General features: G+C 65.3%; 23 protein-coding genes. 6 read left to right on the top strand and 17 right to left on the bottom strand.

The features are described from left to right. Positions 1-75 precede the first annotated feature (75 nt). Positions 76-3,030, top strand: coding sequence for an excinuclease ABC subunit UvrA (gene uvrA, locus ACSQ3P_RS03050; RefSeq protein ID WP_436164171.1), 2,955 nt, complete (start codon positions 76-78; stop codon positions 3,028-3,030). A gap of 719 nt (positions 3,031-3,749) precedes the next feature. Then, positions 3,750-4,883 (top strand): reverse transcriptase domain-containing protein, encoded by a 1,134-nt coding sequence (locus ACSQ3P_RS03045; RefSeq protein WP_436164170.1) that lies wholly within the window; start codon positions 3,750-3,752, stop codon positions 4,881-4,883. A gap of 287 nt (positions 4,884-5,170) precedes the next feature. Here the strand turns inward: ACSQ3P_RS03045 and ACSQ3P_RS03040 are convergent, their stop codons facing one another. Then, positions 5,171-5,533 (bottom strand): YidB family protein, encoded by a 363-nt coding sequence (locus ACSQ3P_RS03040; RefSeq protein ID WP_436164169.1) that lies wholly within the window; start codon positions 5,531-5,533, stop codon positions 5,171-5,173. Positions 5,534-5,619: 86 nt separating this feature from the next. Further along, entirely contained in the window at positions 5,620-5,913 is a 294-nt protein-coding gene (locus ACSQ3P_RS03035; RefSeq protein WP_436164168.1) for a PsiF family protein, read from the bottom strand. A gap of 296 nt (positions 5,914-6,209) precedes the next feature. Between ACSQ3P_RS03035 and ACSQ3P_RS03030 the strand changes: the two genes are divergently transcribed. After that, on the top strand, positions 6,210-7,037 hold the full coding sequence (locus tag ACSQ3P_RS03030; RefSeq protein ID WP_436164167.1) for an arylamine N-acetyltransferase family protein: 828 nt from the start codon (positions 6,210-6,212) through the stop codon (positions 7,035-7,037). Positions 7,038-7,406: 369 nt separating this feature from the next. Here the strand turns inward: ACSQ3P_RS03030 and ACSQ3P_RS03025 are convergent, their stop codons facing one another. Further along, positions 7,407-8,303, bottom strand: a complete 897-nt coding sequence (locus ACSQ3P_RS03025) for a dienelactone hydrolase family protein (RefSeq protein WP_436164166.1) — start codon at positions 8,301-8,303, stop codon at positions 7,407-7,409. Between the two features lie 504 nt (positions 8,304-8,807). Between ACSQ3P_RS03025 and ACSQ3P_RS03020 the strand changes: the two genes are divergently transcribed. Together ACSQ3P_RS03020 and trmFO are read left to right on the top strand one after the other, a co-directional pair. Continuing rightward, positions 8,808-8,963, top strand: a complete 156-nt coding sequence (locus ACSQ3P_RS03020; protein ID WP_082358930.1) for a DUF1127 domain-containing protein — start codon at positions 8,808-8,810, stop codon at positions 8,961-8,963. A 214-nt stretch (positions 8,964-9,177) separates the two neighbouring features. After that, positions 9,178-10,590, top strand: coding sequence for a methylenetetrahydrofolate--tRNA-(uracil(54)-C(5))-methyltransferase (FADH(2)-oxidizing) TrmFO (gene trmFO / locus ACSQ3P_RS03015; RefSeq protein ID WP_436164165.1), 1,413 nt, complete (start codon positions 9,178-9,180; stop codon positions 10,588-10,590). A gap of 201 nt (positions 10,591-10,791) precedes the next feature. Here trmFO and ACSQ3P_RS03010 read toward each other — a convergent pair whose 3' ends face one another. The 5 genes from ACSQ3P_RS03010 to yajC form a co-directional block, all read right to left on the bottom strand. Next, the gene (locus tag ACSQ3P_RS03010) at positions 10,792-11,700 is read right to left on the bottom strand and encodes a phytoene/squalene synthase family protein (protein ID WP_436164164.1); all 909 of its coding nucleotides are present in this window, start codon (positions 11,698-11,700) and stop codon (positions 10,792-10,794) included. 100 nt (positions 11,701-11,800) lie between these two features. Then, positions 11,801-12,178 carry an Mth938-like domain-containing protein gene (locus ACSQ3P_RS03005; protein WP_436164163.1) on the bottom strand — a complete coding sequence of 126 codons (378 nt, stop codon included), beginning with the start codon at positions 12,176-12,178 and terminating at the stop codon, positions 11,801-11,803. A gap of 85 nt (positions 12,179-12,263) precedes the next feature. Continuing rightward, on the bottom strand, positions 12,264-13,217 hold the full coding sequence (gene secF, locus ACSQ3P_RS03000; RefSeq protein WP_069691977.1) for a protein translocase subunit SecF: 954 nt from the start codon (positions 13,215-13,217) through the stop codon (positions 12,264-12,266). Positions 13,218-13,246: 29 nt separating this feature from the next. Next, positions 13,247-14,857: a protein translocase subunit SecD gene (secD, locus tag ACSQ3P_RS02995; protein ID WP_436164162.1), complete on the bottom strand. Its 1,611-nt coding sequence runs from the start codon at positions 14,855-14,857 to the stop codon at positions 13,247-13,249. Positions 14,858-14,912: 55 nt separating this feature from the next. Continuing rightward, a complete protein-coding gene (gene yajC, locus ACSQ3P_RS02990) occupies positions 14,913-15,182 on the bottom strand; it encodes a preprotein translocase subunit YajC (RefSeq protein WP_310150695.1) in 270 nt (89 codons plus the stop codon). A gap of 329 nt (positions 15,183-15,511) precedes the next feature. Here yajC and ACSQ3P_RS02985 point away from each other — a divergent pair, with 329 nt between their 5' ends. Beyond that, positions 15,512-16,390, top strand: coding sequence for an ATP-binding protein (locus ACSQ3P_RS02985; RefSeq protein WP_436164161.1), 879 nt, complete (start codon positions 15,512-15,514; stop codon positions 16,388-16,390). A 340-nt stretch (positions 16,391-16,730) separates the two neighbouring features. On the opposite strand, the gene ACSQ3P_RS02980 is transcribed toward ACSQ3P_RS02985, so the two are convergent. The 9 genes from ACSQ3P_RS02980 to scpB all read right to left on the bottom strand — a co-directional run bounded on the left by ACSQ3P_RS02980 (position 16,731) and on the right by scpB (position 25,337). Then, complete coding sequence (locus ACSQ3P_RS02980) at positions 16,731-18,128, bottom strand: peptidoglycan DD-metalloendopeptidase family protein (protein ID WP_436164160.1); 1,398 nt, start codon at positions 18,126-18,128, stop codon at positions 16,731-16,733. Positions 18,129-18,316: 188 nt separating this feature from the next. Next, complete coding sequence (locus ACSQ3P_RS02975; RefSeq protein WP_436164159.1) at positions 18,317-19,003, bottom strand: protein-L-isoaspartate O-methyltransferase family protein; 687 nt, start codon at positions 19,001-19,003, stop codon at positions 18,317-18,319. 161 nt (positions 19,004-19,164) lie between these two features. Then, positions 19,165-19,926 (bottom strand): 5'/3'-nucleotidase SurE, encoded by a 762-nt coding sequence (gene surE / locus ACSQ3P_RS02970; RefSeq protein ID WP_436164158.1) that lies wholly within the window; start codon positions 19,924-19,926, stop codon positions 19,165-19,167. A 227-nt stretch (positions 19,927-20,153) separates the two neighbouring features. Beyond that, on the bottom strand, positions 20,154-21,455 hold the full coding sequence (serS, locus tag ACSQ3P_RS02965) for a serine--tRNA ligase (RefSeq protein ID WP_436164157.1): 1,302 nt from the start codon (positions 21,453-21,455) through the stop codon (positions 20,154-20,156). A gap of 210 nt (positions 21,456-21,665) precedes the next feature. Further along, positions 21,666-22,481: a twin-arginine translocase subunit TatC gene (gene tatC / locus ACSQ3P_RS02960; RefSeq protein WP_436164156.1), complete on the bottom strand. Its 816-nt coding sequence runs from the start codon at positions 22,479-22,481 to the stop codon at positions 21,666-21,668. Beyond that, a complete protein-coding gene (tatB, locus tag ACSQ3P_RS02955; RefSeq protein ID WP_436164155.1) occupies positions 22,478-22,999 on the bottom strand; it encodes a Sec-independent protein translocase protein TatB in 522 nt (173 codons plus the stop codon). Before tatB ends, tatC begins: the two co-directional genes overlap by 4 nt. 48 nt (positions 23,000-23,047) lie before the next feature. Then, positions 23,048-23,290 carry a twin-arginine translocase TatA/TatE family subunit gene (locus ACSQ3P_RS02950; RefSeq protein WP_436164154.1) on the bottom strand — a complete coding sequence of 81 codons (243 nt, stop codon included), beginning with the start codon at positions 23,288-23,290 and terminating at the stop codon, positions 23,048-23,050. A gap of 65 nt (positions 23,291-23,355) precedes the next feature. Then, complete coding sequence (locus ACSQ3P_RS02945; protein WP_436164153.1) at positions 23,356-24,468, bottom strand: ABC transporter ATP-binding protein; 1,113 nt, start codon at positions 24,466-24,468, stop codon at positions 23,356-23,358. 161 nt (positions 24,469-24,629) lie between these two features. Beyond that, the gene (gene scpB / locus ACSQ3P_RS02940; RefSeq protein WP_436164152.1) at positions 24,630-25,337 is read right to left on the bottom strand and encodes an SMC-Scp complex subunit ScpB; all 708 of its coding nucleotides are present in this window, start codon (positions 25,335-25,337) and stop codon (positions 24,630-24,632) included. Between the last annotated feature and the right edge of the window lie 2 nt (positions 25,338-25,339).

Below are 25,339 nucleotides of genomic sequence, written 5' to 3'. Positions count from 1 at the left end.
GGCCAGCGCAGGCCGGGGCTGGCATGGCCCGGCTTTTGCCCTATCTCTACGCCTTGCCCCCGAACGGACATCACAATGGCCCGCAAGACCTCGCTCGCCGATCAGGCCGCCGCGCTCGAGGATATGTTCGACGCCAACCGCAAGGTCGATTCGCGCGTGATTTCCGTGCGCGGCGCGCGCGAGCATAACCTCAAGAATGTCGACCTCGCGATCCCGCGCGACAAGCTCGTCGTCTTCACCGGGCTGTCGGGCTCGGGCAAGTCGTCGCTCGCCTTCGACACGATCTATGCCGAGGGCCAGCGCCGCTATGTCGAGAGCCTCTCGGCCTATGCCCGCCAGTTCCTCGAGATGATGCAGAAGCCCGATGTCGACCAGATCGACGGGCTCTCCCCGGCGATCTCGATCGAGCAGAAGACGACCTCGAAGAACCCGCGCTCGACGGTCGGCACCGTCACCGAGATCCACGACTATATGCGCCTGCTCTGGGCCCGGGCCGGCATCCCCTATTCGCCCGCGACCGGCCTGCCGATCGAGAGCCAGACCGTGCAGCAGATGGTCGACCGCCTGACCGAACTGCCGGAGAAGACGCGCGGCTATCTGCTCGCGCCGGTGGTGCGCGGCCGCAAGGGCGAGTTCCGCAAGGAAATGGCCGAGTGGCTGAAGCGCGGCTTCCAGCGCGTCAAGGTCAATGGCGAGTTCTTCGAGATCCCCGACGCCCCCGCGCTCGACAAGAAGTTCAAGCACGACATCGACGTCGTGGTCGATCGCATCGTGATCAGGCCCGATCTCGGCGCCCGCCTCGCCGACTCGCTGGAGCAGGCGCTGGAGCTCGCCGACGGCATCGCCGTCTTCGAATATGCCGATGAGAAGACCGAGAATGGCGAGGCCAAGCGCGTCACCTTCTCCTCGAAATTCGCCTGCCCGGTCTCCGGCTTCACCATCGCCGAGATCGAGCCGCGCCTGTTCTCGTTCAACAACCCCTTCGGTGCCTGCCCGGCCTGCGACGGGCTCGGCCATGAGATGCGCATCGACCCCGAGATGATCGTGCCCGATCACGCGCTCTCCCTGAAGAAGGGTGCGATCGCGCCCTGGGCCAAGTCGACCTCGCCCTATTACGGCCAGACGCTCGACTCGCTCGCCAAGCATTTCGGCTTCTCGATGACGAAGCCCTGGAGCGAATTGCCGGAAAAGGCGAAGACGTCGATCCTGTTCGGCACCGGCACCGAGCCCGTGCGCTTTGCCTATAATGACGGCCTGCGCGCCTATGAGGTGAAGAAGCCCTTCGAGGGCGTGATCACCAATATGGAGCGGCGCTGGAAGGAGACGGAGTCGGACTGGGCCCGCGAGGAGATCGGCCGCTTCATGTCCGAGACGCCGTGCAAGACCTGCGACGGCTTCCGCCTCAAGCCCGAGGCGCTGGCGGTGAAGATCGACATGCGCCATATCGGCGAGATCTCGAGGCTTTCGGTCAAGGACGCGCTCGAATGGGTCAGCGCCCTGCCCTCGCGCCTGTCGAAGAAGCAGAACGAGATCGCCCCACGCATCCTCAAGGAGATCCGCGACCGCCTGACCTTCCTGCTCGATGTCGGGCTGGAATATCTGACGCTCGCACGCGGCTCCGGCACGCTCTCGGGCGGCGAGAGCCAGCGCATTCGCCTCGCCAGCCAGATCGGCTCCGGCCTCACCGGCGTGCTCTATGTGCTGGACGAGCCCTCGATCGGCCTGCATCAGCGCGACAATGAGCGCCTGCTCGGCACGCTTCGTCGTCTCAGGGACCTCGGCAACACCGTCATCGTCGTCGAGCATGACGAGGACGCGATCCTGACCGCCGACTATGTCGTCGATGTCGGCCCCGGCGCCGGCATCCATGGCGGCGAGATCGTCGCCAAGGGCACGCCGCAGGACATTCTCGACAACCCGGATTCGCTCACCGGCCGATATCTCACCGGCGAGCTCTCGGTCGCGGTGCCCGACAAGCGCCGCAAGGCTATGAAAGGCCGCTCGCTCAAGATCGTCGGCGCCCGCGGCAACAATCTCAAGGATGTCACGGTCGAGATCCCGCTCGGGCTGTTCACCTGCATCACCGGCGTCTCGGGCGGCGGCAAGTCGACGCTGGTCATCGACACGCTCTACAAGGCGGTGGCGCGCAAGCTCAACGGCGCGATCGACCACCCTGCACCGCATGAGCGCATCGAGGGCATCGAGCTGCTCGACAAGGTCATCGACATCGACCAGTCGCCGATCGGCCGGACGCCGCGCTCCAACCCGGCGACCTATACCGGCGCCTTCACGCCGATCCGCGAATGGTTCGCCGGCCTGCCCGAGGCGAAAGCGCGCGGCTATCAGCCCGGCCGCTTCTCATTCAACGTGAAGGGAGGCCGCTGCGAGGCCTGCCAGGGCGACGGCGTCATCAAGATCGAGATGCACTTCCTGCCCGATGTCTACGTCACCTGCGACGTCTGCAAGGGCAAGCGCTACGACCGCGAGACGCTCGAGGTGAAATACCGCGAGAAGTCGATCGCCGATGTGCTCGACATGTCGGTCGAGGAGGCAAAAATCCTGTTCAAGGCCGTGCCCTCAATCCGCGAGAAGATGGAGACGCTGCATCGCGTCGGGCTCGACTACGTCAAGGTCGGCCAGCAGGCGACGACCCTGTCAGGCGGCGAAGCCCAGCGCGTCAAACTCTCGAAGGAGCTCTCCAAGCGCGCCACCGGCCGCACCCTCTACATCCTGGACGAGCCGACCACCGGCCTGCATTTCCACGATGTCGCCAAGCTGATGGAGGTGCTGCACGAGCTGGTCGAGCAGGGCAATTCCGTGGTGGTGATCGAGCATAACCTCGAAGTCATCAAGACCGCCGACTGGATCATCGACATGGGCCCCGAAGGCGGCGACGGCGGCGGCGAGGTCGTGGCCCAGGGCACGCCGGAGGATGTCGTCCGCATCGGCAAGGGCCACACCGCACGCTTCCTCAAGGAGGTGCTGGCGCGGCGGCCGATCAAGAAGGCGGCGCGGCAGGCGGCGGAGTAGGCGTTGTCCTCAACATACTGGGGCCTTCCCGAATGTTCACCTTTTCTTCTCTTTCTTAATCAGGTAAGCGTGAAGGGCTGACTTGGCCCTTATTCTCGCTTGGCCCGTATCGGGTGCAGGTCCGAGAGGCGGGGACCATCGCGGGGCGATGAGCTTCGCGGTGCAGGTCGATGCCACGGCGGCTTTCGTTGTCGGGGCTTCGCTTGAAGGACGCCCGCACACCCCGGCTAACATGTGCGAGACTGGTGTTCCGTCGCTGGCGGCCTGCCGATCAGTCTCCGAATTTATGTGTTGGCCAGGGCGGGGAGCCGCGCAAGGACTTGACGCGCCCAAAAAGCTGCTAAGCTGAAGGGGGAAGTCATCTTGAGCGGACGCGGAGTTGGATCGGTGTCGATTACTTTGGCCATGTGCCTCAGGGCGGCAGCCGTTTTGTCACTGGCCCTTATTCTCGCTTGGCCCGTATCGGGTGCAGGTCCGAGAGGCGGGGACCATCGCGGGGCGATGAGCTTCGCGGTGCAGGTCGATGCCACGGCGGCTTTCGTTGTCGGGGCTTCGCTTGAAGGACGCAACTGGCCGGGGGGATAACTTTGTCGGCAGGCCCCACAGCTAGGTCCAAGCAAAAATCTTTATGTCAGCGCGTCCGCTCAATGCGTGTTCTGGTGACGGCCTGGCATGCAATCCGCAGGAATGCCGAGACGTCACAGCAGGAAACGACGAAGTTGAAGGCCCGCAAATTCGGGGAGAATTTGCCGACCAACCTTCGAAAACTCCAAGATCGGCTGCGCGATGGCTATCGCTTTGCGAAGGCATATGGCGCCACGCCTCCCAAAGGTGGCGGCAAGCCCGGCAAGCGCCCGATCGTCGTAGCGCCCTTGGAAGACCGTATTGTCCAGCGAGCGATTCTCGATGTCCTTCAGGACGCAGAAGAAATTGCTGGAGTCCAACGCGTCTTGCAAACTCCGACATCGATTGGCGGTATTCGCGGCCGTGGAGTGGATCACGCAATAACGTTATTCGATGAACGCGTAAAAGCGGGAGATTTGTTTATTGCAGGATCAGACATCGCCGGCTTCTTCACGAAAATTCCGAAACCCCAGGTTATCGAGTTCCTGAAGCGGGAATCCATTGAATCTGAATTTGTTAAACTTATTGAAGATGCTCTTGCGGTCGAACTTACGAATATCGACAAGCTAAGCGAAGAAGATAGAAGACTCTTCCCGACAGGCGATGACGGGGTAGCACAAGGTTGTCCATTGTCGGCCTTGGCAGGAAACATCGTTCTCGAAAATTTTGACCGTGAAATGAATAAAAAAGGCATCACCTGCATTAGATATATCGACGATTTTATAGTCACCGGAAAATCGCTAAAATCTGTAAGAGAGGCGATGGGCTTGGCCCAGAGAATACTGTCTGAATTAAAGATGGACATTTATGATCCAGTTAAGTCTCCGACAAAAGCATTTGTTGGCGTCGTTGGCGATCCGCATATTTTCCTGGGATACAAGCTATTGCCGGGCATTTATCCGCCTTCCGATGCTGCCTCTGACAAACTCATGAGCCAGATCCATGTCTTGATCGCAAATGGCCAACGCGCGATCAGCAAAGCCGTAACCGACCGTCCTTTGACGAGCCAAGATCGGTGTTATGCTCAGACTTTAGTTGCTATTGATCACACTATTCGTGGTTGGCGCGCTTCATTCAAATCCTCAGACTGCCCTGACGTATTTGACGGTCTCGATATGACGATAGACCGACGCTTAAGGGATTTTAGAAGCTTCTTTGTAAGCAAGTTAGCAAGACGCACGCGAACACAACAACGCAGGGCTCTGCGTGTGCAACTTCTATCAGGCTAATGCTGCAGCTTACGCCTACTACAGGCCCAGGAATCTCGGACCGGATGAGGCGCCGGAGCCTCCGCGCCATGACGATACTCGGGACAAATCTGAGCCTAACGGAAAGGGCTGCCCCCTTCTCCCCTCGCGGGAGAAGGTGGCTCGGCGCAGCCGAGACGGATGAGGGGGCGCTGTGAGCTGCCCGCCTAGCCGAAACACGATGCCAACCGGACAGGGCACGGCGCCCCCTCATCCGGCGCTGCGCGCCACCTTCTCCCGCGAGGGGAGAAGGGAAGCGAGCCCCCCGCTCAGGCGTGCGGCTGCAAGGTCCCGTTCGGACTGAGCGCGTTAATCACTGTCGGCAGATGGGCGGCGAGGAAGCCGGCCACCTCGTCGGGCGAGCGGTTGAAGGTCGAGGCGATCTTGCCGATGATGGTGTCGCCGAGCGCGGCCTCGATCTGGTCTGCCGTCACCGGCTGGTTGGCGCCGCTGCCGAGCCAGGAGGCGACCTGCGGGCCAAGGCCCGATGCCTGCAATTTCTCGAGCAGGCCCTGCAGCGAGCCGAGGCTGGTGCTGGCCAGGGCCTTCGACAGCAATTCGGGCAGCAGCTGCGCCTCCGCCTGTTCGACGAGGCCGCCAAGCGCGCCTTTCAACCCATCAAGCAAACTCATCTCGCCCCACCCCTTTCTGGAAACCTCGAAAAGGCCCGGCGCCGCGAGACGGCGCGCGGGCCAACTTGTTCAGGCCTTCATCGTGCTCAGGCCTTCTTGCAGGCGTCGCGGAATTTCTTGCGCTCCTTGCCGTGCAAACCCTTCTGGTCGGCCTGTACAGAGCATTCCTTGGATTTTGCCGTCCGCGTCGCGGGAGCCGCGGCGGCAGGCTTGGCAGCAGCGGGCTTGGTGGCAGCAGGGGCCGTGGTCGTGGCAGGTGCAGTCACCGCAGGCTTGGCTGCGGGCGTCGCCGGTGTGGCGGGCGTCGTCTGCGCGCTGGCGAACGACATCGTCATCAGAAGCAGACCGGCCGCGCCTGAGAGCATTGTGAAGTGTTTCATGATGAACCTCGCTGCGGTGGCCCCTGCCCCGGCAGATCCAGTCAAGGGATGTCTGAAAAGAGGCAGAATTCAGGCGCGCGTGAATTGTCCGGGCACAGTCATCGCGCCTGCATTGCTGCCGCAACGGAAGTTTTCGTCAGGCGGATACTTGCCAGGCCGATACTTGCGCGGATCGAGCCCGGCCGGCGAGCCCCGCCCGCGATTTGCGCAGCGCCGCCACAAGGCGCAACTCTCCCCGGTGAAGCTCGACTCGGCATCGCGCCGCAGCCGGGGACGATGCAACCGACGAGACGACTATGCCTCACAGCGCGCCCCTCTCCGCCCCAGACCTTGCCGCCTATCTCGCCCGGATCGGCTATGACGGCGCGGTCGCCCCGACGCGGGCCGCGCTGAACGCCCTGCATCTCCTGCACCCGCAAGCGATCCCCTTCGAGAATCTCGACCCGCTCGAGGGCCGCACGCCGCAGCTCGACCTGCCGGCGCTCGTCACGAAACTCGTGCATTCCCAACGCGGCGGCTATTGCTTCGAGCAGAACACCTTGTTCAAGGCGGTGCTGGAGGCCTTCGGCTTCGCGGTCGTGCAGATGTCGGGCCGCGTCATGCTCGGCAAGCCCGAGGAGGCGCAGGTCGCGCGTACCCACAAGGTGCTGCGCCTGACTTGCGAGGGGCAGGATCTGCTCTGCGATATCGGCCTCGGCGGCCAGGTCCTGAGCGGCCCGATGCGGCTCGTCCCCGAGATCGAACAGCCGACCCCGCACGAACCTTACCGGCTCGACCGCACCGGCGAAATCTGGTGGCTGCGCGCAAAAGTCGCCGGCGAATGGCGCCTGCTCTACCGCTTCACCCTCGACGAAACCTGGCCGATCGACGACCAGCTCGCCAACCACTATGTCGCGACCCACCCCGCCTCGCATTTCACCTACAGCCTGATCGCCGCCCGCGTGCTGCCGAAAGGCCGGCTCGCCTTGCTGAACCGGCGCGTGACGGAGCACCGGCTGGGCGAGCCGTCGGTCATCCAGGAGATCGCGGATAATGACGCGCTCAGGGCCGTGCTGGCGCAGCGCTTCGGGATCGCGGTCGAGGATGAGGCCTGGGCGAAGGCGGCGGGCAATATCGCAGGGTGAGCGCGGGCGCCGCGTCCGGTCGGGATAGAAGAGCGCCTTATCAGAAACAGGCGCGGGGAACCCCTCTCCTATAAGGAGAGGGGCAGGGGTGAGGTGTCGGCCCCTGGACCAGTTGCATGATGTCCTTGCCGTCATTGCGAGCGCAGCGAAGCAATCCAGGAGGGCTCGCTCTACGTCGCCTGGATTGCTTCGCTGCGCTCGCAATGACGATGGAGCAGCGGTGAGGTTACAACCAAAGCGTCAAACGGCCGACCCCTCACCCTGCCCTCTCCCTACGGGAGAGGGTTCCCCGCGCTGGCTGGACCTCGGGCTGCCCTTCCTTCTCCCATCCACGAGAAGGAAAGGAGCCCTCTCAGACCACCCTCAGGATCACACCACCCCGTAGGTCTTGAACCAGGCCAGCATCCGGGCCCAGCCGTCATCGGCCGCCGCCTTGCGGTAGCTCGGGCGATAATCGGCATGGAAGCCGTGCGGCGTGTCGGGAAAGATCACGATCTCGACCGTCTTGCCGGCCGCCTTGGCGGCGTCGCGCTGCTTCTCGACATCGGCCACCGGAATGCCGGTATCGGCGGCGCCGTAGAGACCCAGCACCGGGGCCTTGAGCTCGCCGACCACATCGGCCGCCGTTTTGGGCTGGATGTCGCTGCGGTTGCCGCCGAGCGGACCATACCAGGCGACGCCGGCCTTCAGCGCCGGGTTATGGGCGCAGTAGAGCCAGACGCCGCGCCCGCCGCGGCAGAAACCGGTGACGCCGAGCTTCTGGGCGTTGCCCTTCGAGCTGGCCGCGGCCCAGGCCGCGGTGGCGTCGAGATCCGACAGCATCTCGGCGTCAGGCTTCTTCGCGATCACGTCGCGCACGATCTGCTGCACGTCGGTCATCTTGGTGAGATCACCCTGCCGGGCGAAAAGCTCGGGCGCGACGGCGCAGTAGCCGATCTTGGCGAGGCGGCGGCAGGTGTCCTTGATATATTCGTGGACGCCGAATATCTCCTCGATCACGAGGATGACCGGGAACGGCCCTGCCCCGCTCGGCATGGCCCGGTAGCCCGGCATCATGCCGTCGCTGGTCGGGATCTTGACCTCGCCGGCCTCGAGCCCCGTCGCATCGGTGGAAATGGTCTGGCCCTGCACCACGGTGGTGGCGGCGGTGAAGCCGGTGACCAGCCCGGTCATGACGAAGCCGCGGCGCGAGAAGGGCTCGCGCACGAGGCCGTCCAGGCCCTCCAGCAGGGGTTTGGCGGCTTTCGCGATGGTGCTGCTCGTCATGGCGGTTACTCGCATGTCGGAAGGGGCGGCAGAGTGCGGCGGCGCGGACGCACTGCCAAGGGGCCGAAACGGAGCAATCGGGCGCAAATAGTCACAGCTGCGTGATCGCAAGGCCGTTGGGCGCGGAAAACGCGAATCTTTTCGCGCAAGACGGCCTGCCTGGGCGCCGCTCCCCTTGCGTCAGCCCGTCGCCCCGGCGCTCACGCATAGACTGAGCAGGTGCAACATGCCCACAAAGAAGGCAAAACAGCGATCTGTTAACGAACAAACGCTTGAATGGCGACTGAATAGGCAGAATCGAGTCGCCTCTGACCGCCTTGCCAGACCCTCACTGCGGGACAACGCCCGAATTATGAAGCATTTCTTAAATCGACATGCGCAAAGCGCATAACGGAACTGATCTAGCGCCTCTGTTTCGAGCAGGGGTGCTCCCATATATGCAGTGCACAACGAATTCATCGCTGTCAGGGCCAAAAGGCTCCGAAAAAACCGAGGACTTTCACCATGTTCGTCACCATGATTGCTGCCAAGATCCGCTCTTATCTTCGTTACCGTGAGACCGTTCGCGAGCTGTCGCGTTTGACCGACCGCGAGCTGGACGATCTCGGCCTGTCGCGTTCGGAAATCGCTTTCGTCGCGCGCACCCACGCCGCCGTCTGAGCCTTCACGGCTTCTACAAGTAGTTCTCCCGGGTTCGTGTCCTCCCCTCGGACCTGGTCGAAGAGCGAATGCCCGCTTTCGAGCGGGCATTTTGCGTTTTGGACCCTGGATCATGCCCCCGCGCCGGCGAAAAGCCGGAGCCGGCCGCCAGATAACGCCGGCCAAGATCGATCCGTCTCTTGACCGCGCGCGCCTGTGGCGACACATCGCTGGCATGACAATCAAACCCATACACATCATCGGCGGCGGCCTTGCCGGTTCCGAAGCCGCCTGGCAGATCGCGGAGGCCGGCTTGCCGGTCGTGCTGCACGAGATGCGGCCGGTGCGCGGCACCGAGGCGCACAAGACGCAAGGCCTGGCCGAGCTCGTCTGCTCCAATTCCTTCCGCTCCGACGATTCGCTCAGCAATGCGGTCGGGCAGCTCCATTGGGAGATGCGCCGACTCGGCTCGGTGATCATAGCCAAGGGCGACGCGCATCAGGTGCCGGCCGGCGGCGCGCTCGCGGTCGACCGTGACGGCTTCTCGCAAGCCGTCACGGCCGCGCTCGACGGCCATCCGCTGATCACGATCGACCGCGCCGAGATCGCCGGCCTGCCGCCCGCCGACTGGGACAATGTCATCATCGCGACCGGCCCCCTCACCTCGCCGGCGCTGGCGCAAGGCATCCAGTCGCTCACCGGTGAGGATTCGCTCGCCTTCTTCGACGCCATCGCGCCGATCGTGCATTTCGACTCCGTCGACATGGACCAGGCCTGGTTCCAGTCGCGCTACGACAAGGTCGGCCCGGGCGGCACCGGCGCCGACTACATCAACTGCCCGCTCGACCGCGACCAGTACGAGGCCTTCATCGATGCGCTCTTGGCCGCCGAGAAGACTGAATTCAAGGAGTGGGAGGGCACGCCCTATTTCGACGGCTGCCTGCCGATCGAGGTCATGGCCGAGCGCGGCCGCGAGACCTTGCGCTGGGGACCGATGAAGCCGGTCGGCTTGACCAACAAGCACAACCCGACGGTCAAGGCCTATGCAGTGGTGCAATTGCGCCAGGACAATGCGCTGGGCACGCTGTTCAACATGACGGGCTTCCAGACCAAGCTGAAATATGGCGAGCAGGCCGCGATCTTCCGGATGATCCCGGGGCTGCAGAACGCCGAATTCGCCCGGCTCGGCGGCATCCACCGCAACACCTATCTGAACTCGCCAAAGCTGCTCGATGAGCGGCTGCGCCTGAAGGCGGATCCGCGCCTGCGCTTCGCCGGCCAGATCACCGGCTGCGAGGGCTATGTCGAGAGCGCCGCGATCGGCCTGCTGGCGGGCCGCATGGCCGCCGCCGAGCGCCTCGGCCGGGAACTCGCCCTGCCGCCCGCAACGACGGCCCTGGGCGCGCTGGTCAACCACATCACCGGCGGCCATATCGTCACCATCGACGAGGGCCCGCGCTCCTTCCAGCCGATGAACATCAATTTCGGCCTGTTCCCGCATATCGAGGGCCAGGCGACGCATGGCCCCGATGGCAAGAAGCTGAAGGGCCCGGCCAAGAGCGTCGCGCGCAAGCACGCGCTGACGGCAAGGGCGAAGGCGGAGATGGAGGCCTGGGCGGGCGGGGTCGAGGTTCAGGCGGCGGAGTAAGGCACCCGGAGTTCCACGCGCGGTCATCCCGGACGCAGCCCCCGGGTCCGATCTTCGATCGGCCCAAGGATAAACTCCGCGCAGATCCGGGACCGTCATCAGGAAAGAGCGCCTTGTCCTGATGCTGGTCGACAGAGACTTTTCCGGAGGGCGATCCCGGATCGGCGCGGCTTCGCCGCTTGTCCGGGATGACGCGCTATATCACCGCGCCGCTTTCGCCGCCCGCCAGATCGTCCATTGCCGCTGCCAGGCCGGCAGCGCGATGATCGTGCGATAGGGGTCGTAGCCGCTGCGCTCCATGCGCTTGAGATAGGGCTCGACCAGCGTGACGGGCAGGAAGGCGGGTGCGACCGCCGAGGGCACCGTCTCGCGCATCTCGCGCAGCTTCTTGAGATGCTTGCGCGCGATCTCGCGCAGTTCCTTCAGCGAATAGAGCACGCCCGGCCCGCCGCGCCCGCGCACGATATCGTCGCGGGTCACGCCGTTGCGGGCGAGGACATCGGCCGGGATGTAGACCTGCCCTGCCGCCGAATGCCAGGGAAAGGCCCGCATCAGCCCGCACAGCGCATAAGCGACGCCGGCATGGCCGCAGGCCGCCGCGCCGCCCGGATCGGTGCCGTTGGCCAGCACGATCGAGGCGAGCCGGATCAGGGCGCTCGAGGTCTCCCCGGCATAGCCTTCAAGGTCGCGCAAGGACGGCATCGGATCGTCATAGAGATCGAAGATACGCGCCTCGATCAGCCCCGTCAGCGGCGCGATCGGCAGACGGTAGCGCGCGACGGCGTCGAGCAGTGCAGCCGCGACGGGGTGCGCCTGCCCCTCGCGTTTGCCACCATGATCATTGGCCTCGTTCTCCAGCAGGTCGCGCCACCACTGCATGCGCACCTCGCCCGGCAGCGGCTCACTGACCAGCGCCCGCACGCGGGCGATCTCATGGCTGAAGGCATAGAGCGCAAACAGCGCCGGCCGCTGCGCCTCGGGCGCGTAGAGGGCCGCGATATAGCGGTCGTGATCATGCTCGCGCACCAGCGCGGCGCAATGCGCATAAGCCTCCGGCAAGGCCGGCGCTACGGTCTTGGAACGATCGTCGGTCTGCGTCGTCTGCGGCATGGTTTCCGCCTTGGCCAGCTCTCGGGGGAAGGCCTCGCTCACCCTCAGTCTAGGCCCAGGATGGGGTGCGTGGCTATGCGTTCGTCGTCATGGCAGACGCTCAATCAACCGCGATCAGCACCGCAGCCACCCGCCGGTCCTCGCCGACCAGCACATTGTAGGTGCGCGCCGCAGCCCCCGTCGCCATGCCCTCGATGGTGATTCCGGCCTCGCGGAACGGCTCGCGCAGGGATGCGGGGATGAATGTGATGTCGAGCCCCGTGCCGATCAGCAGGAAATCGATGCCCTCGGCTTCGTCCAGGACCTGCTGCAGGCTCTCGCGCGTGATCCCTGCGAAGGCCGTCACTGGCCAGATCCGGATACCCGCCGGCGTCGCCAGAATCGAGCCGCGATGGCTCATATCGGCGAAGCGGAAGCCGCCGGCCCCAAAAGCGTCGATCTGATGCCGGCCCGGAACAAAACCGTCGAAGCGAGCCATGATCGATCCATTCCAATCCAGCGACAGCCCGCATGCTTCGAGGCACCGCTACGCGGCTCCCCAGGGCGAGGGCTGAGGCGCGAAATCAGGCTTTGGCCTTGGCCTTTGTCGCGGCGGGCGCCTTTTCCTCGGCGCTTTCCGGGCGGCCGAAGCGTACATCCATGTAGAGCAGCACCGGCGTAGAGACGAACATTGCCGAATAGGTGCAGACCACGACGCCAAACAGCATGACGAGCGCGAAACCCTCGATCGCAGAGCCGCCGAAGAAGACGAGCGCCAGCAGCGACAGGAAGGTCGTCGTCGCGGTCATCGCCGTGCGCGAGAGCGTCGAATTCACGGAGAGGTCGAGCAGTTCGTCGATCGGCATCGTCTTGTAGCGGCGCAGCAATTCGCGCGTGCGGTCGAACACCACGACCGTCTCGTTCAAGGAGTAGCCGACGATGGTCAGGATCGCCGCGATCGAGGTCAGGTTGAACTCGAGCTGCGTGATCAGGAAGAAGCCGATCGTCAGGACGATGTCGTGCAGCGTACCCAGGATCGCGCCGATGGCGAGCGGCATCTCGAAGCGGAACCAGAGATAGATCAGCACGCCGATGATCGCGAGCACGACGCCGAGCGTGCCGGCCTGGACCAGCTCGCCGGAGACGCGCGGGCCGACCGTCTCGACACGGCGGAAATCATAGTTCGCGGAGAAGGCCTCGCGCGCCTTGACGACGACCGCCTGCTGGGCCGCCTCGCCGCCCGCCTGCAAGGCAAAGCGCATCGAGATATCGCCGGCTGTGCCGAATTCCTGCACCTCGGCCTCGCCGAAGCCCAGGCCATGGGCGGTCGAACGCACTTGCGCGATCTCGGCCTTGCCATCCTTGGCCTGCATCTCGATCAGCGTGCCGCCCTTGAAGTCGATGCCGTAATTCAGGCCGACCGTCAGGAACAGGATGATCACCAGCATGGAATAGGCGGCCGAGAGCGGGTAGCTGAAGCGCCGGAAACGGACGAATTTGAAGCGGGTATTGTCGGGGACGATGCGAAGCAGACGCATGCGCTATCTCCTGAAAAGGGTTGGCAGCGTCAGAACGGCAGATGCTTGGGACGGGCCCAGCGATACCACAGCGCGATCAGCATCCGCGTCAGCGTCACGGCCGTGATCACGGTCGTCAGGATGCCGAGGATGAAGACGACCGCAAAACCGCGCACCGGGCCGGAGCCGAGCGAGAACAGCGCCACCGCCGCGATCAGCATGGTGACGTTGGAGTCGATGATGGTCGCAAAGGCGCGCTGGAAGCCCGCCTCCAGGGCCGAGACCAGCGGGCGGCCCTGATGCTCCTCCTCGCGCATGCGCTCATAGATCAGCACGTTGGAATCGACCGCCGTGCCGATGGTGAGCACGATGCCGGCAATGCCCGGCAGCGTCATGGTCGCGCCCAGCACCGACATCAGCCCGAAGATCAGGCAGACATGGACGAGCAGCGCGATCGAGGCGATCAGCCCGAACACGCCATAGGTCGCGAGCATGTAGACGATCACCAGCGCGGTTGCGATCAAGGTCGCGAGCTTGCCGGCATGGATCGAATCGGCGCCGAGGCCGGGGCCGACGGTGCGCTCCTCGACGATCGTCATCTTCGCCGGCAAGGCGCCGGCGCGCAGCAGGATGGCGAGATTGTTGACGCTCTCGACGGTGAAGTTGCCGGAGATCTGGCCGGAGCCGCCGGTGATCGGCGACTGGACGACCGGCGACGAGATCACCTCGTCGTCGAGCACGATGGCGAGCGCGCGTCCCAGATTTTCGGTCGTCGCCTGGCCGAAGCGCTGCGCGCCGCGGATGTTGAAGCGGAAATTGACGATCGGCTGGCTGGTGCGGGAATCGAAGGCCGGCTGAGCGTCGATCAGATCGCCGCCCTCGACGATGACCTGCCGGCTGACCGGGATCCGCTGGCCGCCACTATCCTTCGAGGGCAGCATGTCAACATCGGTCGCGCCCGGCTCCGCCACGAAGCGGAACTGGAGCTTTGCCGTCTGGCCCAGAATGGTCTTGAGGTGCTGCGGGTCCTGCAGCCCCGGAACCTGGACGAGAATCCGGTCGATGCCCTGGAGCTGGATGCTGGGCTCGACCGTACCGTCGGGATCGATACGGCGGCGGATGACTTCGATCGCCTGTCCCGCGGCGCGGCGGATGCGCTCATTGATGCCCGCCTCGGTCACCGAGAGCTGAACCAGCCCGTCGGGCTGCTCCGTCACCTCGAGCGTGCTGTTGCTGGATGGCCCGAAGGCGCCCAGCGTACCGACCGGCTGAGCGAGTTCGCGCAGCTTGGGCAGAAGCTTGGCACGGTCGGCGGCCTCGGGAACGCGCACCTGCACGCCACGGGCGATCGTGCCGATGCCGCCCTGGAAGCTGATGCGCTCCTCGCGCAGGATGCGGCGCAGATCGTCGCGCAGCTGCGTCACCTGGCTGCGGATCAGGTCGCTCCGGTCGATCTCCAGAAGCACATGCGAGCCGCCCTGCAGGTCGAGCCCGAGCACGACCGCGTGGATCGGCAGCAGGATGCGCGGAATCCAGGACGGCGCGCCGTTCTTGATCGCGTCTCGCGTCTGCTGGGAAAACAGGTTCGGCAGCGCAAGACCACAACCGAAGAACAGCACGAGAAGGACGACGATGACCTTGCGGGCCTGGAAACGAAGCATCTGCTTGAACAGCCTTGTTGTCGCGCGCCGGCCCGCTCTGGAGCCGGAGCGTCGTTCAGCTCTTGACCGGCTCGCCCTTGGCGCGCACTTCCGAGATCATGCCCTTGACCAGCCGGACGCGCACGCCCTCGGCGATCTCGGCCTCGATCTCGCCATCGTCGATGACCTTCGACACCTTGGCGACGATGCCGCCCGAGGTGACCACCGTGTCGCCGCGGCGGACGTTCTTGATCATCTCCTGATGCGTCTTCACCCGCTTCTGCTGCGGGCGGATGATCAGGAACCACATAATGACGAAGATCAGAACGAACGGCACCAGCGACATCAGCACGTCGGAGGAACCGCCGCCGAGGCCTTGAGCGAAAGCAGGGGTGATCACGAATAGGCTCCTTCATCGCGGCGGCGCAAAAGGCCACCGGCCGCGGGGCGCGGCAAAAGCATCGTCAGGCTTGTCAAAATCGCGCGGACTATAGCCACGGACGCCGGTAAATCAATCTGAGAGCAGCCGGTCACCCGGCTGCGTCCCCCACCTATGGGCTTGCCATCATTCGCGCAATGGCCTTGCGCTTTGCATCGAGGTGCAGTTTACCGGATTGTTGAACCGTACCGCCGGGTACGGCTGCTGCGGCTCACCTGTTTCAAGGCGCTTTCCAGATGACCGACACCGCTACCGACCAGACGCTTGCGACGCTCCTGCGCATCGCCTCCGCCCTGGAGCGCATCGCTCCCCCTGTCCGCAAACCGGCGGATCTGACAGTGGCCGACGCCTTCGTCTGGCATCCCACCGGGACGGAGCTTGCGCCCGTCGCCAGGGTCAACCGGGTGGCGCTCTCGCTGCTGCGCGGCGTCGACCGCGTCCGCGACACCTTGGCCGAGAATACCGAGCGCTTCGCGCGCGGCCTGCCCGCCAACAACGTCCTGCTCTGGGGCGCGCGCGGCATGGGCAAGTCCTCCCTGGTCAAATCGATCCATGCCGATACCAATGCGCGGCTCAAGAACAAGACGCTGCCGCTGAAGCTGATCGAGATCCATCGCGAGGACATCGAGAGCCTGCCCGTGCTGATGGCCCTGCTCCGCGCCGATCCGCACCGCGCCATCGTGTTCTGCGACGACCTCTCCTTCGACGGCGACGACACCTCGTACAAATCGCTGAAGGCGGCGCTCGACGGCGGCGTCGAGGGCCGGCCCGAGAACGTCGTGTTCTACGCCACCTCGAATCGCCGGCATCTGATGCCCCGCGACATGATGGACAATGAGCGCTCGACCGCGATCAACCCCGGCGAAGCGATCGAGGAAAAGGTCTCGCTGTCGGACCGATTCGGCCTCTGGCTCGGCTTCCACAAATGCAGCCAGGACGAATATCTGGCGATGATCGACGGCTATGTCGGCCATTTCGGCCTTAAGGTCGCGCCCGAGGAACTGCGTCGCGAGGCGCTGGAATGGGCGACGACACGCGGCTCCCGCTCCGGCCGCACCGCCTGGCAATACATCCAGGATCTGGCCGGGCGACTGGGGAAGCGGCTGGAGGGGTGAGCTCCTCTCCTTCTCCCCCGTCAAAGTCGGCTGTTGCCGACTTTGACGCTTTGGGTTGCCCATCTCGAACAAGCCCGAGATGGGCGGGAGAAGGTGGCAGCGCGAAGCGTTGACGGATGAGGGAAGCGCCTCAGCCTCAAACAAGAAAAAGGGCCGCTTACGCGACCCTTCCCTCATCCGTCTCACTGCGTTCGACACCTTCTCCCCCAAGGGGCGAAGGGAAGAGAGAATAGACAAAGCAATAGCGGGGCGGCCTTTCCTGGGACCGCCCCGCCTTGTTCCGATCGGTGGGGTCTCGCGGGTACCGATCGAATTCCAGGATCTCGAATTTCGGGATCGCTCAGTTGGTCAGGTAAGGCGTCGGATCGACCGGCGAGGAGCCCTTGCGCAGCTCGAAATGCAGCTGCGGCGAGGAGACGTTGCCGGACTGGCCAGAGTTGGCGACGACCTGACCGCGCTTGACCGTGTCGCCGCGCTTGACCTTCAGATCGCCGTTATGAGCGTAGGCCGAGACATAGCCGTTGGGGTGGCGGATCAGCACCAGATTGCCGTAGCCCTTCAGCTCGCTGCCGGCATAGGCGACGGTGCCGCCCTCGGCCGCCTTCACCGGCGTGCCTTCCGGCACGGCGATGTTGATGCCTTCATTGCCGCCCTTGCCGCTATAGCCGCTGATGACACGGCCACGCGCCGGCCAGCGGAAATCGGCCTTGTCGGAGGCATCCTCCGCGGCGGCCGGCTTGGGCAGGCTCGCGGTGACGACCGGCTCCGGCGCGGCCTTCGGAACGGCCGTGACCTTGGGCTCGGCGACAGGCGCGCTGGCGACCACCACCGGCTTCGCCTTCTCGGGCGCTGGCTTCTTCACCTCGGCGATGACCGGCTTGGCAACAGGCACGGCAGGAGCCGCCGCGACGGTCGTCTTGCGCGCCTCGGCCTTCGCCTTGGCTTCGGCTGCGAATTTGGCGCGCGATTCGCGCATCGCCTGCGCGTCAGTTGCGGCTTTGGTCTTGGCCTGGGCAGCTTCGTTCGCCTTGGACTCGGCGGCAGCGCTTGCCTTGGCTTCGGCAACAGCCTTGGCTCGAGCGGTCGCGCTAGCGGGCATGGCGGGAGCCGCGATGCGGGCCGCAGGAGCTGTCGGCGCCGCGGTCGGCGGAGCGAGGTTGCGGGCAGGTTCCGGCCGGGCGTCGCTTTGGACCTGCGCGCTCTGGGCGAATTGCTGTCGCGCGGCCGGGGCCGAACCTGCATTGGCATTATAGACGGGAATGGTCAGGCGCGAGCCCGGCGCGATAGTGGGGCTCGAAAGCCCGTTCGCGGAGATCAGCGCGGCGCGTGGCACGCCATAGCGCGAGGAGATGATGTCGAGCGTCTCGCCCTGGGCGACGACGACCGGCGTGCCGCCCTGCGCGGACCAGCCCGAGGCATTGCCGCCGGTGGCAAGCGGAGCCGTATTGCGCAGCGCCACGGCCGATTGCGGCGGCGGCAGCGGCTGCGAGCGGACTGATGCCATGACTGGCGCGGATGGCGGGTTCAGCGGCGTGCTGGCGACACGGCCGATCGAGCCCGTGGTCGCAGGATCGCGCATCGGCGGGGCCGCCTGAGCGCTCTTGAAGGGGCTGGAGAAGGGCGCGTCGCTGAAGCGCATCGTCTCCGAGGAGCAGGCGCTGACACCCAGGGCCAGCAGGCAGACCGTCGACACGCGAAGGACGACGCTGGGCTGGACCGATCCGACTAGAATACGCATGGCGACCTGGCTACGCATGGGACTGGCACTCGCGAACAACGCAACTCAATGGCGAGCATTAAAGCCCCGTTCAGGTTACGAAAGCGTTTCGCCCTCTCCCGCCATTTTCAATTTTCTGCGCGGCTCCCAAGCATTTTCGCGCGAAGCCGATATCGGCTCGCGTGAAGAAAGCACGCTAGAACAAAAGGCTAGAGCGCTCGCGCCAGGCCCGGTGCGAGCGGCGGCAGGCGCACCACCGGCCCCATGGCGTGGTCGAAGCTGCCGTCGGCAGCCTTCGTCACCACGACCCGGCGCGCGACACCCTCGACGCGCAAGGCGCCGACGAGCCGCCCGCCCGGCGAAAGCCGCATCAGCAGCGCCTCGGGCATGGCATGGGCGACGCCATTGACCAGGATGCGGTCGAAGCGGCCCAGCGTCCGATCCGGCTGAAATCCGTCGGCATGGCGCAGATCGACCGACTGGCCATAGCCATTACCGCTGAGGCGCTCATGCGCGGCCAGCGCCAGCGTGCGGTAGCGCTCCAGAGAGACGACCTCGCCGCCCATCGCAGCCAGCAGCGCCGAGACATAGCCCGAGCCGGTGCCGACCTCGAGCACGCGGGCCGAGGGCTGCATCTCCAGCGCGGTCAGGAGCGCGGCGACGGTATGCGGCGCCGTCATGGTCTGTCCGCAAAGCAGCGGCACCGAGACATCCTGGCGCGCCAGATCGGCAAAGCGCGACGGCGCGAAACGCTCGCGCGGCACCCTCTCCATAGCGCGCAGCACGACGAGATCGCGCACGCCCTGCGCCCGCAGCGACAAAAGGAAGGCGACAGTGCGCTCGCCCTCGCTGGCGGCCACCTCCTCGGTCATCCCTGCGCCCTCGTCGCTGGTCATGATTCAGCCCGCGCTGGCGGTCATTCCAACCGCGACGTCATCCTGGCCGGAGCGAAGCGGAGCGCCGGGATCCATCGGAGCGCTCCGGAGTTCTACGATGGATCCCGGGACGGCCTTCGGCCGCCCAGGATGACGCCGTGTTTCCTGAGCAAGATTCCCGCTCAAGCGAACACCTGCGCAAAACGCGTCAGCGTCGGCTCATGCGTCAGGTCGAGTTCCAGCGGCGTCACCGAGATCTTCTTCTCGAACAGTGCGCGCAGATCGGTGCCGTTGGCGGGCTCGGATTTGCTGCGCTGGAAGGCGATCCAGAAATACGGGTTGCCGCGCCCGTCCTGGCGCGGTTCCAGCTTCATCAATTCCTGGTCGCGCCGGCCCTGCACCGTGACCGCGACACCGGCAACCTCGCTCGGGGGAACATTGGGAAAGTTGAGGTTGAACAGCACATCCCTGGGAATGCCCTCGTCCAGCAAGCGCCGGATGATGCCGGGCGCATGGTGCTTGGCGCAGTCCCAATGGATCTGGTCGCGGCCGGCCGGCCCGTAGGCCTGGCTGACGGCAATCGAGGGGATGCCGAGCAGCGTGCCCTCCATCGCGGCTGCGATGGTGCCGGAATAGGTGACGTCCTCGGCGACGTTCTGGCCGCGATTGACGCCAGACAGCACGAGATCGGGCCGCTGGTCGATCATGATCGAGCGCGCGGCCATGATGACGCAGTCCGTCGGCGTGCCGGCAACCGCGTAGCGGCGCTTGTCGATCTGGCGCAGGCGCAGCGGATTGCTGAGCGACAGCGAATGCGCCACGCCCGACTGGTCGGTCTCGGGCGCGACGACCCAGACATCGTCGGACAACTGGGCGGCGATCGCCTCCAGCACGGCCAGCCCCTCGGCATGGATGCCGTCATCATTGGTGACGAGAATGCGCATGGGTCAGGAATCTTTCATCGTCAGACAGGATGAGGCGGTGAACCGCGACAGACCCCCTCTCCCCGCGCGGGAGAGGGTTGGGGTGAGGGAGCGCGCGACGCGGCCAAGGTTTCGGCTACCACTGCGCAGCCCGGAAACGTCACGGCGCCCCCTCATCCGGCCGCTGCGCGGCCACCTTCTCCCACCAGGGGCGAAGGGAAGAAGCGGCGCGCCGTCATGCCGCAGCATCACGCCTTCTCGATCCGCGTCACGCCGCGCATATAAGGTACAAGCGCTTCGGGCACCGTGATCGAGCCGTCGGCGTTCTGGTAGTTCTCCATCACCGCGATCAGCGCCCGGCCGACCGCCGTACCCGAGCCGTTCAGCGTGTGGACAAAGCGCGGCGCGCCGCCCTCGCCCGCACGGTAGCGCGCGTTCATCCGCCGTGCCTGGAAATCGCCGCAGACCGAGCAGGACGAGATCTCGCGATAGGTCTTCTGTCCCGGCAGCCAGACCTCGATGTCGTAAGTCTTCTGCGAGGCAAAGCCCATATCGCCGGTGCAGAGCGTCATCACGCGATAATGCAGGTCGAGCTTCTTCAGCACGGCTTCGGCGCAGGCCAGCATGCGCTCATGCTCCTCGCGCGATGTCTCCGGCGTGGTGATCGAGACCAGTTCGACCTTCTCGAACTGGTGCTGGCGCAGCATGCCGCGGGTATCACGCCCAGCCGAACCGGCCTCAGACCGGAAGCAGGGCGTCAGCGCGGTGTAGCGGCGCGGCAGCTCTTCCTCGGAGAGGATCGATTCGCGCACAAGGTTGGTGAGCGGAACTTCGGCTGTGGGGATGAGCCAGTGATCCTCGCCCGCCCTGAATTGATCGTCGCGAAACTTCGGCAGTTGCGCCGTACCGAACATCGCATCGTCCCGCACCATCAATGGCGGGTTGACCTCGGTATAGCCGTGCAGCTCCGTATGCGTGTCGAGCATGAACTGCCCGATCGCCCGGTTGAGCCTCGCAAGCCGCTGATTCAGCACGACGAAACGCGAGCCCGAGAGCTTGGCGGCCGTCTCGAAATCCATCTGACCGAGCGCTTCGCCGAGTTCGTAATGCTCCTTGAGCTGGTTGAAGCCGAAGAGCCGCCTGCCGGTTTTCTCAGGCGCCTCGCCATGCACAGATTTCACGACATTGCCATGCTCGTCGGCGCCCTCGGGCACGTCGTCATGGGGCAGATTGGGGATCGCGGCGAGTTGCTCGTTCAACGCCTCGACCGCCGCCTTCTCCTGCGCTTCCAGCGCCGGCTGCAATTCCTTCAAGCTGGCGACCTCGGCCTTCAGGCTGTCGGCGAGCGCGACATCCTTGGCGCCCATCGCCTTGCCGATCTCCTTGGAGAGGGCGTTGCGGCGTTCCTGCGAGCTTTGCGCCTTGGCGATGGCCGAGCGGCGAGTGTCGTCGAGGGCGAGCAGCGACGACGACAACGGCTCAAGCCCCCGCCGCTTCAAGCCGGTATCGAACGCCTCGGCGTTCTCGCGAATCCATTTGATATCGTACATCGGTCTCAGGCCATGCCGTCGCTGCGGAATGCAGCGAGAGATGCTCTAGACCGGGATGGCGAGCGATGGAACCACCGATGTAGCGGTTGGGAGCGCGGCCGCCCTCACCCGTCATGGCCGGGCTTGTCCCGACCATCCACGTCTTCGCTGGCTAAGGCCTGTGTTCAAGACGTGGATGCTCGCCACAAGGGCGAGCATGATGACGGAGGATCACTCCGCGGCAGCGTCCTCCGCCGCCTTCCTGGCCACCCGCTTCTTCTCGACATAGCGCACCGAGAACACCGAGAGCTCGTAGAGCAGCAGCATCGGCACGGCGAGCATCAGCTGGGAGATCACGTCCGGCGGCGTCAGCACGGCGGCAATGACGAAGACGAAGACGATGGCGTAGCGGCGCTTGTCCTTCAGGAACTGCGAATCGATGATCCCCGCCTGCCCGAGCAGCGTCAGCACCACCGGCAATTGGAAGGCGACGCCGAAGGCAAAGATCAGCGTCATGATCAGCGAGAGATATTCGCTGACCTTGGGCAGGAGCGCGATGCCGGCCTGGGTCTCGGTCGCGGCCTGCTGCATGCCGAGCGAGAACTTCATCAGCACCGGCATGGCGAAGAAAAAGACCAGCGCGGCGCCCAGCGTGAAGAACACCGGCGTCGCCACGAGATAGGGCGCGAACGCCGCCTTCTCATTCTTATAGAGGCCCGGCGCGACGAATTTGTAGACCTGCGTCGCGATCACCGGAAAGGCGAAGAAGCCGGCCCCGAACGCCGCCACCTTGATGTGGGTGAAGAGCAGTTCGAGCGGGCCGGTATAGATGAGCTGCGCGTTCGCGGTGCTCCCGGCCGCCCAGACATAGGGCTGCACCAGGATGTTGTAGATCTGCGTCGAGACCGCAAAGCAGATGAAGAACATCAGCAGGAAGGCGATCAGCGACTTGATCAGCCTCGCCCTGAGCTCGATCAGATGGTCGATCAGCGGCGCGCGGGAGGCCTCGATCTCGTCCTCGCCGTCCTTCGCATTGACGACGCTCATGCTGCGCTCCCGTCTTCGGGTTCGCTGACCCTAGCCTTGCGCTTGCGCGGAGCGGCCTTGGCAGGCTCCGCCGCCACGACCTCGGGCTCCGCCTTGGGCGCACGCTTGCGCTTCGGCTTCTCTTCGGTTGCAGCATCCGCGATCGGCGCGGGCGTGATCTCGACGGGCGGCAAGGGCTCAGGCGCCGGCAGCGCCGCGAGCTTGGCCTCCGCCTCTTTGATCTGCGCGTCGTCGAGGCCCGTCGAGGCGGGCTCGTTAGGCATATCGATGGGTTTGTAGTCGGAGTTCATGGCCGAAGACACCGAGCCGCCGACATCCTCGACCTGCTTCTTCAGGTCATGGAGTTCGGCCTCGCGCATCGCGTCATTGAACTGGCCCTGGAACTCGCTGGCCATGCGGCGCACCTTGCCGACCACCTGGCCGACAGTGCGCATAGCTTTGGGCAGATCCTTGGGGCCGATCACGACGAGCGCAACCGCCCCGATCAGCATCAATTCGCTCCAGGCGATGTCGAACATCGATGGCTCGTCCTCTCAACCGCTCGCCTTGAGGCAAGCGGCGCGCCATCAGGCCTTGTGCTCGGCCTTGGCCGCAGCGGGATTGCTCGTGGTCGCCTGGTCGATGACCCGGGGATCCGCCGGAGTAGCACTCGGCGGCGTGGCCGGCTCGTCATCGTCGGCCATGCCCTTCTTGAAGGACTTGATGCCCTTGGCAACGTCGCCCATCAGCTCGGACACCTTGCCGCGCCCGAACAGCAGCATCACAATGACGCCAACGACGATCCAGTGCCAGATACTGACGCCACCCATGGCGAACTCCTCCGAATTACAGTGCGGCCGGGCGTTGAGCCTCGGCCAAGCGCTTGTGGCGGAACCTATGTGTCCCCCGCAGGGAACACAAGAACTTCATCCGTCGGAATATCGATGCCGACATCGTCGCCCTCGCGAACGCTCCCGGTGAGCGACACCCGCGCGAGCAGCGGCCGATCGAAGCCCGAGACCGCGAGCAGGACGTGATCGACCTCGCCGAGGAAGCGCCGCGTCACGACACGGCCAGGCAGGCAGAACCCCTTCGGCGTCAATCGGATCGCTTGCGGCCGGATGCAGACCACGGCCTGCGCGCCTTCGCCGAGCTCGCCCGCCGGAAACCGCCCCACCGGCGTATCCACCGCGCCGCGCAGGACACGGCCTTCTATCTCGGTAAAATCGCAGAAGAATCGGGCGGCAAAGAGGCTGTTGGGCTGACGGTAGAGCTGTTCGCCCGTGCCGACCTGGACGATCCTGCCCGCGCGCATCAGCACGATGCGGTCGGCAATGCGCATCGCATCCTCGGGATCATGCGTCACAATGATCGAGGTCGCGCCGGTTTCCTTGAGCAGCGCCGCCGTCTCGTCGCGCACCACATCGCGCAGGCGCCGGTCGAGATTGGAGAAGGGTTCGTCCATCAAGAGCACGCCGGGGCGCGGCGCTATGGCGCGGGCCAGGGCGACGCGCTGCTGCTCGCCGCCCGACAACATATGTGGATAAGCCTCGCTGAGATCGGCGAGACCGACGCGGGCGATGGCGCGCAGCGCGGTGGCGTCGGCGGATGTCTCGTCATAGCCGCGCAGGCCGAAGCGAACATTCTCGCGCACGCTCAGATGCGGGAACAGCGCATAGTCCTGGAAGACCAGCCCGACGCCGCGCTGCTCCGGCTCGACGAAGCTCTGCGGTGAGGACACATCGCTGCCCTCCAGCAGCACGCGCCCGGAACTCGGCCGCTCGACGCCAGCCGCAAGCCTGAGCAGCGTCGTCTTGCCGCAGCCCGATTGGCCAAGCAAGGCCACGACCTCGCCGGGCTCGATCGACAGGCTGACCTCGCTCAAAGCCGTCACATCGCCGAAGCGCTGCGTCACCCGGTCGAATCCCAGAGCCATCGGAATCGCGGCACCGGCCGTCCCCCGCCTGCCCCAGCTCAGCCAGCGCGCCTTGGTCTCATTCGACGCCAAAAGATGCTCCTTGCTGCGCTTCAAACCCTTCAGCCCTCATCCTGAGGAGCAAGGCGGCAGCCTTGCGTCTCGAAGGATGCTCCAGCACGCACTGGATCATCCTTCGAGATGCGCTCCTGCGGAGCGCTCCTCAGGATGAGGGCTGAGAGAAACGAAGCCTGCTACTCATCCGCCCTGTGCGGCGGCCCTTCGCCGTCGTCAAGCGGCGTGAAGAGGTCGCCGAGCGGATCCTCGTCGGCGCGCAGATCCGGATCATCGTCGGGAATCGGCACGGTGAGGTCCTTGGTCAGCCGCCCCTCGATGAAGCCCGAGCCCTTGAGCTCGTCGAGGCCGGGCAGGTCGTCGATGCGGTCGAGACCGAAATGGTCGAGGAAACCCGGCGTCGTGCCATAGGTCACCGGCCGGCCGGGCGAGCGACGGCGGCCACGCAGTCGCACCCAGCCTGCCTCCAGCAGGATGTCGAGCGTGCCCTTGGCGGTGGCAACGCCGCGAATTTCCTCGATCTCGGCCCGCGTCACAGGCTGGTGATAGGCGATGATCGAGAGCACCTCGAGCGCCGCCCGCGACAATTTGCGCGGCGGCTCGGCCTCGGCCGCCAGCAGATAACCGAGATCGGGCGCGGTGCGGAAGGCATAACCGCCCGCGACCAGGCGCAGATTCACTCCGCGCGGTGCATAAAGCTCGATCAGATGCTCCAGCACCTGCGCAACATCGACGCCGGCCGGCACCGAGCGCGCCAGTTCCTCGGCGCTCAACGGCATGGCCGAGGCGAAGAGCAGCGCCTCGACAATGCGCGTCGCCAGGGCCAGCACCTCGGCCTCGTCGCCATCCTCCTCCTCGTCGAAACGCTCGGTCATCGCCACCGTCATCG

Origin of the sequence: Allobosea sp. LjRoot9, assembly GCF_964252745.1 — a bacterium.
Lineage (GTDB): Bacteria > Pseudomonadota > Alphaproteobacteria > Rhizobiales > Beijerinckiaceae > Allobosea.
Note: the sequence above shows the minus strand (reverse complement) of the source record. Positions and strands in the feature narration are given on the sequence as shown.